13 protein-coding genes are annotated in these 14,841 nt (G+C 43.2%); 3 read left to right on the plus strand and 10 right to left on the minus strand.

Annotated elements, in window-relative coordinates:
- Window positions 1–119: 119 nt before the first annotated feature.
- The 6 genes from V6C27_02450 to V6C27_02475 all read right to left on the minus strand — a co-directional run bounded on the left by V6C27_02450 (window position 120) and on the right by V6C27_02475 (window position 4,316).
- Window positions 120–641: a hypothetical protein gene (locus V6C27_02450; GenBank protein ID MEG6615289.1), complete on the minus strand. Its 522-nt coding sequence runs from the start codon at window positions 639–641 to the stop codon at window positions 120–122.
- A 186-nt stretch (window positions 642–827) separates the two neighbouring features.
- Complete coding sequence (locus V6C27_02455; protein ID MEG6615290.1) at window positions 828–1,358, minus strand: hypothetical protein; 531 nt, start codon at window positions 1,356–1,358, stop codon at window positions 828–830.
- A gap of 33 nt (window positions 1,359–1,391) precedes the next feature.
- A complete protein-coding gene (locus V6C27_02460; protein MEG6615291.1) occupies window positions 1,392–2,069 on the minus strand; it encodes a hypothetical protein in 678 nt (225 codons plus the stop codon).
- Window positions 2,070–2,409: 340 nt separating this feature from the next.
- Complete coding sequence (nrdD, locus tag V6C27_02465) at window positions 2,410–2,676, minus strand: anaerobic ribonucleoside-triphosphate reductase (protein MEG6615292.1); 267 nt, start codon at window positions 2,674–2,676, stop codon at window positions 2,410–2,412.
- A 181-nt stretch (window positions 2,677–2,857) separates the two neighbouring features.
- Complete coding sequence (gene yfcE, locus V6C27_02470) at window positions 2,858–3,400, minus strand: phosphodiesterase (GenBank protein ID MEG6615293.1); 543 nt, start codon at window positions 3,398–3,400, stop codon at window positions 2,858–2,860.
- Between the two features lie 13 nt (window positions 3,401–3,413).
- Complete coding sequence (locus V6C27_02475) at window positions 3,414–4,316, minus strand: MBL fold metallo-hydrolase (GenBank protein ID MEG6615294.1); 903 nt, start codon at window positions 4,314–4,316, stop codon at window positions 3,414–3,416.
- 179 nt (window positions 4,317–4,495) lie between these two features.
- Here V6C27_02475 and V6C27_02480 point away from each other — a divergent pair, with 179 nt between their 5' ends.
- Entirely contained in the window at window positions 4,496–5,365 is an 870-nt protein-coding gene (locus V6C27_02480; GenBank protein ID MEG6615295.1) for a methyl-accepting chemotaxis protein, read from the plus strand.
- 134 nt (window positions 5,366–5,499) lie between these two features.
- Complete coding sequence (locus V6C27_02485; GenBank protein ID MEG6615296.1) at window positions 5,500–6,291, plus strand: DUF368 domain-containing protein; 792 nt, start codon at window positions 5,500–5,502, stop codon at window positions 6,289–6,291.
- Between the two features lie 69 nt (window positions 6,292–6,360).
- Here V6C27_02485 and V6C27_02490 read toward each other — a convergent pair whose 3' ends face one another.
- The 4 genes from V6C27_02490 to nuoE form a co-directional block, all read right to left on the minus strand.
- Window positions 6,361–7,503 carry an HD domain-containing phosphohydrolase gene (locus V6C27_02490; GenBank protein ID MEG6615297.1) on the minus strand — a complete coding sequence of 381 codons (1,143 nt, stop codon included), beginning with the start codon at window positions 7,501–7,503 and terminating at the stop codon, window positions 6,361–6,363.
- A 127-nt stretch (window positions 7,504–7,630) separates the two neighbouring features.
- Window positions 7,631–10,324, minus strand: a complete 2,694-nt coding sequence (gene fdhF / locus V6C27_02495) for a formate dehydrogenase subunit alpha (GenBank protein ID MEG6615298.1) — start codon at window positions 10,322–10,324, stop codon at window positions 7,631–7,633.
- A gap of 23 nt (window positions 10,325–10,347) precedes the next feature.
- Entirely contained in the window at window positions 10,348–12,171 is a 1,824-nt protein-coding gene (locus V6C27_02500) for an NADH-quinone oxidoreductase subunit NuoF (protein ID MEG6615299.1), read from the minus strand.
- On the minus strand, window positions 12,168–12,659 hold the full coding sequence (nuoE, locus tag V6C27_02505) for an NADH-quinone oxidoreductase subunit NuoE (GenBank protein ID MEG6615300.1): 492 nt from the start codon (window positions 12,657–12,659) through the stop codon (window positions 12,168–12,170). Before nuoE ends, V6C27_02500 begins: the two co-directional genes overlap by 4 nt.
- Before the next feature lie 200 nt (window positions 12,660–12,859).
- On the opposite strand from nuoE, the gene V6C27_02510 reads away from it, so the two are divergent.
- Entirely contained in the window at window positions 12,860–14,482 is a 1,623-nt protein-coding gene (locus V6C27_02510; GenBank protein ID MEG6615301.1) for a putative manganese-dependent inorganic diphosphatase, read from the plus strand.
- Window positions 14,483–14,841: the final 359 nt, after the last annotated feature.

The raw sequence follows: 14,841 nt of genomic DNA on the forward strand, positions 1-14,841 counted from the left end.
CAATTAGCTATAGGTAAAATATCTCAATTTTATTAAGAAACCAATAAATTAAGCCCTTGATCCCTCTTTTGAGAGAAACCAAGGGCTTGATCATTAGCCTATTCTAAATAGTACAAGTTTTAAGGGCAGGGGCAGAACTGGGTAGCAGCATTAACCTTCATGATTGTTTCTTTGCTGATAATAACACATGTTTGAATAGTTGCTGTAACTAATACACCAAAGTCTACTACACCATCAACCAACGGAATTGCTGTAGCGGTTAAACCTTCTAGTTGCAAATCATGTTTTTGTACGTTGATTGTGCCGTCTGGTACAATACCGGGACAAACAACTTCTCCTGAGAAGGGTATTGCCGGTATAGGTACTTCAATTGGAAGTTCTACACCAAGAAGTGTAATTGTTAATGCTGCGGGAACTGTACCAACGTTAATGATTTTGCCATCCAAGACTTCTATGGTCCCAATTGTAGGTGGTCCGGTGGCTACTATATCGATGCTGACAATGTCCTCTAATGCTGGGATACCGGGAACTGGGACGGTGACTGAACCTGTTTCCTGGACGCATTCTGAGCAGAGAACCTTTAGTACTTTAATCTTCTGGTTAACAAAATTGTCTGGTAGAACCTGATTAACAAAAGCCATATAATTACCTCCTTTTATAATATATTACAATATATTACATAATACCCAATATGTGACAGTTTATTAATTTTGATTTTGCTGATGTTTTTAATAAAGCATAGCCCTCTTCTCTCAATTATGAGAGAAGAGGGCTATGATCGTTAATTTCTTCTGAATAGCCTCTATTGGTTTAAATATCACAAGTTTTTAAGGGCAGGGGCAGAACTGGCTGGCAGCCTTAACTTTGAGAACTTCTTCACGGCTAATAATAACACACATTCTAACAATCGCTTTTATAATAAGGTTAAGGCTTAATGTGTACTCTTCAGCATTAAATAACCTAACTGGAGATGTGATAAGCCCCTCTACCTGTAAGTCATGGGTTTGCACGTTTGTAGTACCGTCTGGCTCGGCACAAGTGCAATCAACGACACTTTGGAAGGGTATTTCTAGTAATTGACATATTACACAGTCGTTAACTAGCAAACGAACGGGGACTATTCCCATGATTACTACTTTACCTACCAGTACTTTAATTGTTCGAATTTGAGGCGCACCAACAATCTCTAAAGATACCGGAGCGTTAAGCAGGCCGGTATCTGGATCAAGGGTTAGGTTTGCAGGGGCAGGAATAATAATATCACCAACTACCTGCACACATTCCTGGCAACATACCTTTAGTACTTTGACCTTTTGATCAACAAAATTATCAGGGTTAACTTGGTTAACAAATCCCATCTTTAAATCCTCCTTTTAAAAAACATACGTTAACTAATTATTGCATGCCAGGACAGAGATAATTTCCTTACGAGATATAATTAACTTAACTTCAAGTACTATTTTGATGGCAAGATCTATTCTTTGACCAACAGATTTAGGCAAACTATTATCAGGAATTCCGATGACGCTGATAGATTTAATATGCACTTTTTCTTCAATATCGTCATCGGGATATATCCCCCCGATTTGATGAACAGATTGAATTGGTACAGTGGCTTCTTTAGTAATGCACTTTCTTTCATCATGGCATGGTTCAGGGTCTGAAATGTAAGCAATTATTTTTACTTTAACGAAACCCTCATTAATAAGTAAGTTATTTACTACTTTGGGGTTAAGTATCACTTCACTCACTGGTATAATTTCTACTGGCACTGTTAATTGGCCGGTTTTAGAATCAATTTCTACACCAATTGGGGCGGGTATAACCCCTTCAGCATATTTTAGGATTTTTTCTTTATGGAGTACAACCAAGGCTTTTATTTCTTTTTTGATTACATTATCACTAGAATAGGTGTGTCGGTGCTCAGGTTTATGCGTGATTGTAGGTTTGGATTGGGCTTTAGTTTTGATGTTTTTGTCACTCATGCGAATTAAATCAGTCAAAAATATAGGAGGATGGGGCCCGTTATTATATAGGTGATTAATAAATTCAAAAATATGATTATACAAAAAATCCCTCCTTTCAATCGGTCTCTAGACACTAATTACTCTTTATAGTATTCCGTTTTATTAAATGTGTTAATGAAACATTTAGATGTGGGTTATCAAATAAAGTCAGCACAGGCCTTGCTTTTTTGCAAAAAAGGAAATGCTAGGTATTAATAAATGGTTCCGTTTTGAGGTGCAAAGAAATACGTTATTATGCCAAATCATATACATATGATTATTGTATGAAAACGGGCGGTCAAAGACCGCCCCTACGATTTCACGTATTATAAAGCAATTTAAAGCAGATGAGATTATCAAAAAAGCCTACCAGCAAAATTCCTAATTCATAATTGCCACTTAACTACATATGGGTCACCCGATCTTTTAATTCTTGGTGTTTAGCGCTGTTGAAACGATCGGTCTCTGCTAAATAACCGGTAATGCGGCGCACCCTTTTGATTGGTGGCGAAGTGACCACCTTGACCTCCAGTTCTTCGGCACTAATTTCTGTAATCACCAGTTCGGTGACAATTTTGCCTTGCCGCTGAGCTTTAGCTTGTTCTTCCTTTAATAACATGTCAATTTCTAGTTGGCTTACCGTTCCGGACACAGTGATTTTTGGTGTCATAAGCTGTCCTCCTTAACCTATGGAATAAAATTATTTTAGCATAATTTGCTATAAATGTATACCTTTTTGGTAAAGTATTATAACGAAAGTATTGCCGACAGCAGTGCTCTGCCAGGACTAGATTTGACAAAATCTTGTAATGTAGTTTGATAAGCTTTAGTATTTACTGATAACTGATTTGCTATAGATCTATTTCTTTAAATACTTCGTTTTTCATAATATCGATCAGTTTAATTTTGTCGTCGGTAATGATGGCGGCGGAATGTACCTCATCTTTGGGCAGTGCGGTGCTGCCTGGGTTAAGCACAATCAAGTTATCATCACGATAGAGTTCCTTTTTATGAGTATGGCCATAAATGAAGATATTGACATTGAATTTTTTAGCTTGCTCTATGTATTGGTTAATATCATTTTGATAGCCGTGGTTGACTAAAATTTTATGTTTGCCTAACTGGACTAAAAGATAGGGATTTTGAATGGGGTGATTAATCACCATTTGGTCCACATCGGCGTCGCAATTGCCTTTGGCAAAAATAATGTTACTCATACTGTTAATTTTTTGTGCCAACTCCTTAGGTTGATAGCCTTCGGGCAGCGGGTTGCGGGGTCCATGGTATAAAACATCGCCCCCGTGGATAATATAGTCACATTCTCCCAAAACAGATAATGCCTTTTCAAATAGACTAAGGCTTCCATGGGTGTCGCTAATCACCGCAATTTTCAACTTACTCAACTCCTTAAGATTTTTTATAATAGTAAAGCTTACCATTTTCTATTTGATGCTCCAATTGATTCAGCTCAGCTAAGTAAGTAATCATTGCAGATATGGTAGAAAGGGAGAAATGGTACTCTTTAAAATCAATGGCCAAATCATTTAATATGATAATCTCTTCTAATAATTCTTCTTTAGTCTTCGGCTGAATGAGGCTTTCTATTACCATATCCAAATAGTTGTTTAAATTATCCTGATTAATTTTTACTAGTTTTTTAATGGTTTGGCCATTGTAGATTTGATCCGCGTGACCAAGTACGAAGAAGTCATAATCAAGTTCCGTTATGGTTTGATAGCTATTTAGCTGGGCTTGAATATCGAATAAAAAGGGCAGTGAGTACTTGCTGATTATCTTTTCGCTAAATAGGGCATCGCCTAAAAAACATACTCTATCCCGGGTGGCAATGCCAATTTGCCCGCTGGCATGCCCGGGCAGCGGGATAATATCAAATTTTTCGTTATTAATTTTAAAGTGGCCCGGTGCCAACGTGATATCGATCAAGTAATCTTTGTTAGCCACAAAGTATTTGGCTAGGTCTTTAACGGGGTTGCCGCCAAAAAGATACATGGGGAATAAGCGGTCATTTTCAATCATTAACTTGGCATCAGTGGAAGCGTGTAGCACCGTGCCAGGGTAATGGGTTTTGAAAAATCCGTTACCGCCGGTATGATCAATATGGTTGTGTGTATTAACAATGAACTTGATGTTGTAATTATTAGCTTCCACCACTTCACTGATTTTGCGGGCCTGTTGATTGTTGTTGCCGCTATCGATCAGCAAAGTATATTTATCCTTAAAGGCAAACAGGCCAATATTTGTGCCGGCAGGCAGGTAATAGGTGTTGCCATTTATTTTAACTAATTCCATTGCTACCTCCATTGCAGATTGAATTTAGAATCCAAGCTAAAATATATTATAAAGTCGCCTTTTTGACAACTGGGTACAAAAAAAGCTTATTATACATAGTAATTTTTAATACTTAGAAGGAGAATAAATATTGATGTAGAATTTTGGTAACTGGGATAAAAAATAAGGTGGTAATGTTAATGTCATTAATAAACAACCAAGTGCATCAAGTACTTGAAAAAATAGCTCCAGAAGTGGTAAAAATGGTGGCGGAAGAAACCGGTGAGAATGTTCATATTATGATAGCAGGCGGAGTGATTTTAGCCACCACTCAACCGGAGCGCAAGGGTGCAGTTCACGAAGGGGCAAAAAAATTGTTGACTGGTGAAATTGACGAAGCCTTTATAACCGAGGAGGACTGTCAACGTCTAAGTGGTGTCCGTCCGGGTTATACCGCGCCAATACTATATCAAGGCCAGCGGGTAGCGGGGTTAGGCATATCCGGTGACCCCCACAGAACGAAGCCCATGGCGCGCATCGGCATTAGAGTTGTGGAGAACTTGATTGAACGGGAAATGAGTGTAGACAACGTTAGGATGGCAGCCCAAGAGGTCTACGCCCGGGTGGAAGAAACATCTGCTGCCATTGAACAGCTAAGTGCTGCTGCACAAAGTATGGCTGCCAGCAGTAGTGAAGTGGCACAGATGGCCCAACAGGCCAATGCCAAGGTTGAACAAGTTAATGCCATTTTAGAAGCCATTGAAGAGATTGCAACCCGCAGTAATTTATTAGGCTTAAACGCCGCCATAGAAGCAGCCAGAGCAGGTGAACATGGTAAAGGCTTTGGTGTGGTGGCCACCGAAATTAGAAAGATGGCCAATTCCAGTGCCAAATCAGTGGAGGAGACCGCTAAGGTAATTAATGAGATTAAGGATTTCTTTAAACAAATCAATTCATCGGTGGGCTATACCAACAGTTATGTGCAGGATCAGAGTAATTCTTTAGAAGAAATGACCACTCAGTTGACTGAGATTAATAACCAGATGGAACAACTGGTAAGAAATTTTTAATGTTACACATAACGAGAAGCCATCAGGGGAATCTGATGGCTTTTCACATTATAGGTACTTTATGGTCGGCTGACAACTAAGTTAAGTTAGTTGTGTTATAATTTAGTTAAGGTCGCTAAAGAACAGGTGATTTAATGTTAAAAATGATTATTCAGGGTTTGATATTGGGGTTGATTATAGTGCTGCCCGGGATGAGCGGAGGCACCGTTTTTTTAATGTTTGGGATTTATGAACAGGTGATTAGAGATATATCTAAACTCAATTTAAAACCCTATTGGCCGCTAGGTATTGGCTTGTTGGTAGGTATTTACTTGGGCGGTATTGGTTTTACCTTGTTTTTTCAAAATCATCCTGATGCCACTGCCGCCTTTCTGTTAGGTTGCTTGCTGGCTTCTGTTAAACCGGTAATTGGCAGTTGCGCCAAACCCCATACTAAAGCGATGGTATTTCTTGTTTTGGGCGTCATCGCCGGCTTTGCCATGGTTGATGAAAGCATTGGCCAACAGGCCCTTGTACAAATGAATGTCAGTTGGGGATTGTTGATGGTGGCTGGTGCATTATCCAGTGCGGCCATGATCATACCGGGAATACCGGGCAGCGCAGTCTTGATGGTTTTGGGCATTTATGATGACATACTTTATTATGTCGCCGAGTTACACTGGGTTAATCTTGCCATTTTTGGTATCGGGAGTATTCTTGGTATACTGCTATTAGCCAATGTGATTAATACTTTATATACAAACCACAGGCTAATAATTTCTTACTTTTTTGCGGGATTAATTATTGGGTCATCCCGCGGGTTACTGCCCACTTATTTTGAGCCTCTTTACTTGGTATTGTTTATGCTAGGCTTTATGTTTGTTTGGCAAGCCAGTGATAGGGGAAAAGAACTGAAAATGGATACTGTGGAAGAGGAATCAAGCTAAGCATATGAGATGGGGCTGTGCAATAAAACGTGCAGAGGTAGGTTTTATTGCAACAACCTTATTTTTTTGTTACTTTTCTAAGTATTCCATCAGGCTGGCAATGCCTATTGTTTCTACCAATGCCAAAAAGGGTTCCACCAAATTAGGGTCGAAATGGGCGCCAGCACATCTTTTGATTTCATCTAACGCTTGCTGGGGATGTAAACCTTTGCGGTAGGGACGGTCGCTGGTCATGGCATCGTAGGCGTCGGCAATGGCTATGATGCGGGCCACTAATGGGATGGCTTCACCCTTTAATTTTTTGGGGTAACCGGTGCCGTTATATTTTTCTTGATGATACATAACCCCTTCCCAAACCTGCCGCATAAAGTTGCGTGGTTCGATCTGTTCAATAATTTTTGCCCCAATTTCGGGGTGACTTTTCATCACTTTCCATTTTTCGTCGTCCAACGGCCCAGGCTCAAGCAAAACATTATCGCGGATACCGATCTTACCTACATCATGCAACAGTGCTGCCTGCTGAATTATTTCCAACTGTGCGGGTTCTAAGCCAATACTTTGACCAATGAGCACCGATAACTTGCTGACCCTTTCGGAGTGACCCTTGGTATATGGGTCTCTGGCGTCAAGGGCAGAGGTTAAAGACTTAATTAGACTGATTAATAACTTTTCCTGGTTAGAAAATAGCATACTGTTGTCAATAATCACTGCCGCTTGGCTGGCAAAGGCATTACATAGCCGTAAATCCCGGGGGCAAAAATTACTACCATCTTGCTTATTAATTAACTGTAGTAAGCCCAGTGGCCGACCTTTACTGATTAAGGGAATAAACACCATGGAATTAACTTGATGACTGAGTAAGCCACTGATATTATCTAACGTCATCGAACCGCCATTGCCGTTGCGGTAAACTATCTTTGGTTCGCCGCTGGCTAAAATTCTATTGACGTCCCCTTGGAAATGCTGTCCTATTTTTTTAACTAAAGGTTGATCCAGTCCATAGGCTACCACCGGTGACAGATCATGTTCTTCATCCAGGTCAAGCCATAACACACCTGTTTCTGCTTGCACCAGGATGATGCCTTGCTCCATCACAATACCAACCACTTCTTCTAAGCGTAAATTGGAACTGAGTAGCACGCCCACTTCCAGTAGCGTGTTAACTTCATTGGTGGTAAAATTATCATCCTTGTCAACGGCTAAATTATTCATAGAACATTCCCCTAATCATTTCTTTCACTCATATCTAGAGTTGAAATATGAAATAACCATTATGCCCCATTATACCAAAATTTGTACAAGCTTTATAGTCACATAGAGGAATCTTTTTAAAACAGTACTAATTTTCGACATTCTCCACTTTAACGGCACACACCTTTAACTCCGGTATTTTGGCCACAGCATCCACCGCTTTGTTAGTAAGTTTATTTATTGGTGCAGCGGGGAAGTGGAACGAGGTAAACACTGTGCCCACTGGCACAATTTCCGTTGTTTTAACTGGTAATTTTATGCTGCCACGGCGGGATGACACCTTCACCAAGTCCCCGGTTTTGATGCCCAGTTGGTCAGCATCTAACGGATTCATTTCCAAATATTCCTCTGGGTAATATTGTTCTAGTATTCCTGTGCGCAAAGTCATTGTACCGGTGTGATAATGATACAATCTTCTGCCGGTGTTTAGGAACAACGGAAATTCATCATTGGGCATTTCTGCCGGCGGTAAATACTCCACCCCATGAAATTTACCTAAACCGTTGCTAAAGGTGTCTTGGTGCAGTATGGCGGTGCCGGGGTGAGTGGCGTCCGGGCAGGGCCATTGTAAACCGCCACTTTCTAAACGATGGTGCTCGATACCGCCGTAACTGGGTGTGAGGCTGGCAATCTCACCCATAATTTCTGCCGGTGACGAATATTGCATCGGAAAGCCCATGGCGTTGGCCAAAGTGCAGATGATTTGCCAGTCAGCTTTGGCATTACCCACTGGTTCAACAGCTTTGCGCACCAATTGTACTCGACGCTCGGTGTTGGTGAAGGTGCCATCCTTTTCAGCAAAGCTAACCGCCGGTAGCACCACATCGGCCAGTTGGGCGGTTTCAGTTAGAAAAATATCTTGCACCACTAAAAAATCTAGATTTTTTAAGGCGGCAATAATATGATTGGCATCGGCATCAGACAACACTGGATTTTCTCCCATAATATACATACCCTTTATGGCCCCTCGGCCAGCAGCATCCATGATTTCCCCCACCGTCAATCCTGGCTTGGCCGGGAGGTGATCAACTTGCCAGGCGGTGGTGAATTTTTGCCTGGCCAAATCTGAGCTAACCCTTTGATAGCCGGGCAATACATCGGGTAGCGCGCCCATGTCGCAGGCCCCTTGCACGTTGTTTTGCCCCCTTAGGGGATTAACGCCTGAATGTTTTTTACCAATATGGCCGCAGAGCATGGCTAAGTTGGCCACTGTCAACACATTATCGGTGCCCGTGGTGTGCTGGGTAATGCCCATGGTATAAAGGATGGATGCCCGTTCGGCTTGGGCATATCCTCTGGCCACTTGACAAATAATGTCCGCAGGAATGCCAGTGATTTGTTCGGTGAATTCCGGTGTATACCGGGCCAGTGATTGCCGGTAAGCGGCAAAACCCTCGGTGCGTTTAGCCACAAAATCCTGGTTCCACAAGCCCTCTTTAACAATGACGTGGGCTAATCCGTTTAATAAAGCGCTGTCAGTGCCGGGGTTAAGCCGCAAATGGTGGTGAGCCAACTGAGCCACCTCTGTTAATCGGGGGTCAATTACAACCAGTTGTGCCCCTTGACGCACTGCTTTTTTAACCTTTAGCCCAATGATTGGGTGGGCTTCGGTGGTGTTGCTGCCTATAATCAATAAAAAGTCTGCCCCGGAGATCTCATCAATACTGTTGGTCATTGCGCCACTGCCAAAGGTAGTTGCCAGACCGGCAACGGTGGGGGCGTGTCACAGGCGGGCACAGTGATCAATATTGTTGGTACCTAAAACTGCCCGGGTAAATTTTTGCATCAGGTAATTTTCTTCGTTGGTGCATCGGGCTGAACTCAGTACCGCTAAGGCATCTCCGCCGTGGTTTTGTTTAATCATTGTCAATTTGCCACTGACCAGTTCAATGGCTTCATCCCAGGTGGCCGGTACAAATTGGCCATTCTTTTTAATTAACGGGTTGGTTAGGCGGTCGGGATGATGAATAAAGTTATAGCCGAAACGGCCTTTAACACAAAGCGCCCATCCGTTGACATCCCCATCACAGGAGGTGACACCCACCACTCGGCCGTCTTTGACATTCAGTTCAAAGTTGCAGCCGACACCGCAGTAAGGACAAGTGGTTTTTATTTTTTTAACTTCCCAAGAACGGGCTTTACTGCGCAAATCCTTTTCTTGCAGGGCACCCACCGGGCAAAGGGCCACACAGTTGCCGCAAAATACGCATTCCGATTGGCTTAAAGGGGTGTCCATGGCCGGGGTTATTTTAGTATCAAAACCGCGGAAGGCAAAGTCTAATACGGCTTTTCCTTGCACTTCGTCACAGACTCGAACACATTTACCACACATGATACATTTATTCATATCCCGGACGATAAAGGGGTTGTCGCTTTCAATTGGATATTGGTGATGTTGACCGCTGAAGCTGCTTGCCTGTACCCCGTACATAAAGGCATAGTCTTGCAGTCGGCAGTCGCCGGCTTTGCCACAGGTAAGGCAGTCTTGAGGATGGTTAGCCAGCAACAATTCGAGGATTGTTTTACGGGCTTCCGCCACCGCAGCAGATTCGGTGTAAATCACCATGCCTTCCTTAACCTTGGTGGTACAGGAAACAGTAAGTTTGTTTTGCCCCTCAACCTCCACTAGGCAAATTCTGCAGGAGGCCTGTTGGGTTAACTCGGGGTGGTGGCACAGGGTGGGGATAAAGACCCCTGCTTTTTCTGCTGCTTCTAAAATGGTAGTGCCTGCTGGTACAGATACTGGTTGTTCATTGATGGTGATGTTGATATAATTAGCCATTTTTCACTCTCCTTTTACCCCGACTATTTTTTAATTACCGCGCTGAATTTGCATTTTTGTAAACAACTGCCGCATTTGATGCAAATAGAGGTATCGATGACGTGGGGTTGTTTTTTGTCGCCGCTGATGGCCGCCACCGGGCAAGAACGGGCGCAATTGCCACAGCCGATGCAACGTTCGCCATCGATGGCATAGGTTAGTAGGTTGCTACACGCTGCGGCTGGGCAATGTTTATCGTATATGTGGGTCTCATATTCGTGGCGGAAATATTGCAACGTACTTAATACCGGGTTAGGGGCACTCTGTCCCAAACCGCAGAGGGAAGTTGACTGAATAACCCGACTTAGTTTTTCCAGTTGTTTTAAATCTTCTGGCACCCCTTGTCCGTCACAAATGCGGGTGAGAATTTCCAACATCCGGGTGGTACCTTCTCGGCAGGGGGTGCATTTACCGCAGGACTCAGCCTTGGTAAACTGCAAAAAGAAGCGTGCCACATCAACCATGCAGGTGGTATCGTCCAACACCACTAGCCCCCCGGAACCCATCATAGCCCCCACTTGCTTTAAAGAATCGTAATCCACCGGCAGATCTAGATATTCTGTCGGAATACAACCGCCGGAGGGGCCGCCGGATTGTACGGCTTTAAATTGACGGTTGTTTTGAATGCCACCGCCAATATCAAAAATGATTTCCCGCAGTGTGGTGCCCATAGGTACTTCCACCAAACCAGTATTAACCACTTTACCAGTTAATGAAAAAACCTTAGTGCCACTACTTTTTTCGGTGCCGATGGCAGCATACCAATGGCTGCCCTTAAGAATAATCTGAGGCACATTGGCAAAGGTTTCTACATTGTTGAGGGTGGTGGGTTTTTCCCACAACCCCTTTTCGGTGGAGCGAGCCACTTTAACCCGAGGCATACCGCGGTTACCTTCGATGGAGGCCATCAATGCCGTGCCCTCACCGCAAACAAAGGCTCCGGCGCCAGCTTTGATTTTGATGTGGAAGTTAAAGCCGGAATTTAAAATATTGTCTCCCAATAACCCCTTAGCTTCGGCTTGGGCAATGGCAATTTTTAATCTGCCAATGGCCACCGGGTACTCGGCCCGCACATAAATATAGCCTTCGTCTGCTTTGGTGGCATAGCCGCAAAGAGCCATCCCTTCCAGTACCGAGTGGGGATCACCTTCTAAAATACTGCGGTCCATAAAGGCCCCGGGGTCGCCTTCGTCGGCGTTACAGATCACATAACGCTTATCGATGATTTTGGCATTTAAAGCCCCTTGCCATTTGATGCCGGTGGGAAAACCAGCACCACCCCGTCCCCGCAAACCCGAAGCTTTAACTTCGTCAACCACCTGCTGAGCAGTCATGCTGGTCAGTGCCTTTGTCAACGCTTGATAGCCACCATTGGCAATATATTCCTCAATATCTTCCGGGTTAATGGTGCCGCAATTTTTTAACACCACTTTATGCTGCTTGGCATAAAACGGTACCCGGTCGTAGGTGAGTGTAGGGCCACTCTGTGCAGTGCCCTGATATAGCAGACGAGTTACTGGGTTGTTGGTGGTCAACGATGCCACAATGTCTGCAGCATCGGCTTCGGTAACTTGAGTATAAAAAAGTTTATCTGGTTCCACTGTGACTATCGGCCCCTGTTCACAAAAGCCATGACAGCCCACTGGCTTAACTGTTATTTGGTTGGACAATCCTTGACGTTCAATTTCTGATTTTAGCCGCTCGGCCACTTTATTTGAACCGGAAGAAGTGCATCCCCCGGCGCAGACACAAAGAACTCTTTGGTTACTACCGTCAGTAAGTTTATTCACAGCAACCGCCCTTCCTATTTATATTGGTCTAACACTGCTATTGCTCTGGCGGATGTTAGCCGCCCGTAAGTATCTTCGTTAACCATCATAGCCGGTGCCAAGCCACAGGCACCAAGGCAAGCCACTGTTTCTAAGGTGTATCTTAAATCGTCAGTGGTTTCACCGTTTTTAATGCCCAGTGCTTCCTCAATACCTTTAAGTACTTTGTCTGCTCCCTGAACATGACAGGCGGTGCCGGTACAAACTCTAATTACATGCCTGCCACGGGGTTTAAGGTGGAACTGAGCATAAAAAGTGGTTACCCCGTAGACTTTGCTGAGGGGGATGCGCAGTGCTTTGGCAATCTGTTCCATTACATTTTGGGGTAGATAACCATAAATATCCTGGGCTTCTTGCAAAAGTGGAATCAAAGCCCCTTGACTATCTTTGTACTTATCTAAAGCCGCCTTCAGCGCCTTATGATTAGCATCAGTGTTGTTACCGCAGCGACAACTACAAACGGACAAAGTTTAGCCCTCCTTGCGAAACCAAGTTATTTATATATATTGAATCATAACTTATGGAAAATGGGAATAAATAAGCTGTTAAAAAGTGATAATTTTATTAGTGAAAAAAAGGATTAGGCCAGAAGGGTGGACATTACTTCCAGCCTCTGGTATATTTTTTGTTGTCGAATTTTATATAATATTGTTGCGGAGGAAGTACAATGTCAACATTGGTCTTTGGTCATAAAAATCCGGATACCGACTCAGTGATGTCGGCCATTGCCACCGCCAATTTAAAAAACAAACTGGGTGTTAAAGCGATACCCTGTGTGCTGGGCGATGTCAATAGAGAAAGTGAGTATGTTTTAAATTATTTTAAAATTCGAGCACCTAAACAAATCGATAATGTTAAAACCCAGGCTAAGGATTTGAATTATAGCAGTATTCAGGGGATCACCCCTTGTACCTCAATATTACATGCCTATCGGATAATGGAAAGGGAAAACTTCAGAACCTTGGCAGTGGTGGATGCTACCCAAAAACTGCTGGGTATTTTAACCATGAAGGACATTGCCATGGGGTTAATTATGGGAGACTTTTATCAACTGCACACCTCCATTGATAATATTATCAATGACTTTAATGCCCAGGTGTTGGCCTGTAAAACCGATGCAGATATAAATGGCAAGGTGTCTGTCATTGCCTACTACGATGATACTGTTAAGGGTACGTTGGGCGAAGATGACATTATTATCGTTGGCGATCGGTACAATGTGATCGAAGATGCCATTGCGTCAAGGGTGCAATTGATCATTGTTACCGGAGGTCGAGAACTGCCGCCAAAGTACATTGAGCTGGCGGAACAACATCAGGTGACTATGTTGTCAGTTGCTGATGATACATATACTGTTTCTAAGTTAATCAACCAGTGTAATTATGTGACGTCCATAATGAAGTCCAAGGATATTGTTAAATTTTATGAATGTGACTGCCTGGATGACATTAAGGATGCCCTGATGTCCACCAGTTATCGCAATTACCCAGTGATCAATAAAGAAAATCAATTTTTAGGTTTTATCAATAAAAAGAATCTTTTAAATCCTGAGCGCAAGCAGGTGATTCTGGTGGATCACAATGAATATCATCAGAGCGCAGAGGGGTTAGATGAAGCGGAGATTGTGGAAATAATTGATCACCACAAAATTGGTGATATTGCCACCTCCAAGCCAATCAGTTTCCGCAACATGCCGCTGGGCAGCACCTGTACCATTGTTTATCAACTTTATCGTGAGATGAATATTGATATCACCCCGGAAATCGCCGGTGCATTACTGGCCGGGATTGTGTCAGACACGTTGCTGTTTAAGTCACCCACCACCACCCAGTTGGACAAAAAAGCGGCGGCTGAACTTAATGACATATTGAATTTAGACATAGGGCGTTTTGCCATGGATATGTTCAAGTACGGCACCTCTTTGGAAGGGCAGAGCATTGAGGAAATTTTCTACAAAGATTTTAAGGAGTTCAACTTGGGCGGGCGCAGAGTGGGTATAGCCCAGGTGTTCACCATGGATATTGAAGAAGTGCTGGGCCGCAAGGAGGCTTTTCTGGATTTCATAGGGCAAACCCATCGCAATAAGGAATATTATTTGACGTTGTTGGTGATTACAGACATTATTAAAGAGGGTTCATACCTGTTATATCAATCTGATCATAATCATTTGGTTGCCATGGCCTTTAATATCGGCGATGAAGATGAACAGGGGGCCTTTGTTGCAGATTTGGTATCCCGGAAGAAACAGGTGGTACCGATGCTTACCGAGACCATTAATATGATCAAATAAATTTTGTTATTTCAAGCTCTCCGCTTAATTTGGCGGGGAGTTTTTTTATTATTTACAAACGTGTTGGTGTTTGGCCGTCCACGGCTCGGTTGCCGGTGGCGCACGTCCTATGCGCCACCCTGCCTCCGACCGCCTCCTTCGCTAAGTTCGGTTCGCTGTTCAACTATATGTCGTTTGCTAACTGCAGCAGCAAACATGTTTTAGTCAACCTTTGCCAGGAAAGCAGCTGCGCGACCACCAACCTTTTTCAATCAACTGCCATCTTAAAAACCGCTGGCTGTTAAAATCTTCTGTTGGTTAAAAGGAAATCGTAACCAAAGGGGCGAATATTTGGGCATTGTGCAAGATATTATAAATGG

It is taken from the genome of Peptococcaceae bacterium 1198_IL3148 (genome assembly GCA_036763105.1).
Lineage (GTDB): Bacteria > Bacillota > Desulfotomaculia > Desulfotomaculales > Desulfohalotomaculaceae > JBAIYS01.

What these genes read in the sequence shown, in the direction of transcription:
- V6C27_02475 (MEG6615294.1), bottom strand. Translation starts at nt 4,316, where the DNA reads ATGGAATTAGTTAAAATAAATGGCAACACCTATTACCTGCCTGCCGGC.
- V6C27_02490 (MEG6615297.1), bottom strand. Translation starts at nt 7,503, where the DNA reads ATGAATAATTTAGCCGTTGACAAGGATGATAATTTTACCACCAATGAA.
- V6C27_02450 (MEG6615289.1), bottom strand. Translation starts at nt 641, where the DNA reads ATGGCTTTTGTTAATCAGGTTCTACCAGACAATTTTGTTAACCAGAAG.
- V6C27_02485 (MEG6615296.1), top strand. Translation starts at nt 5,500, where the DNA reads ATGTTAAAAATGATTATTCAGGGTTTGATATTGGGGTTGATTATAGTG.
- V6C27_02510 (MEG6615301.1), top strand. Translation starts at nt 12,860, where the DNA reads ATGTCAACATTGGTCTTTGGTCATAAAAATCCGGATACCGACTCAGTG.
- V6C27_02480 (MEG6615295.1), top strand. Translation starts at nt 4,496, where the DNA reads ATGTCATTAATAAACAACCAAGTGCATCAAGTACTTGAAAAAATAGCT.
- V6C27_02455 (MEG6615290.1), bottom strand. Translation starts at nt 1,358, where the DNA reads ATGGGATTTGTTAACCAAGTTAACCCTGATAATTTTGTTGATCAAAAG.
- nrdD (MEG6615292.1), bottom strand. Translation starts at nt 2,676, where the DNA reads ATGACACCAAAAATCACTGTGTCCGGAACGGTAAGCCAACTAGAAATT.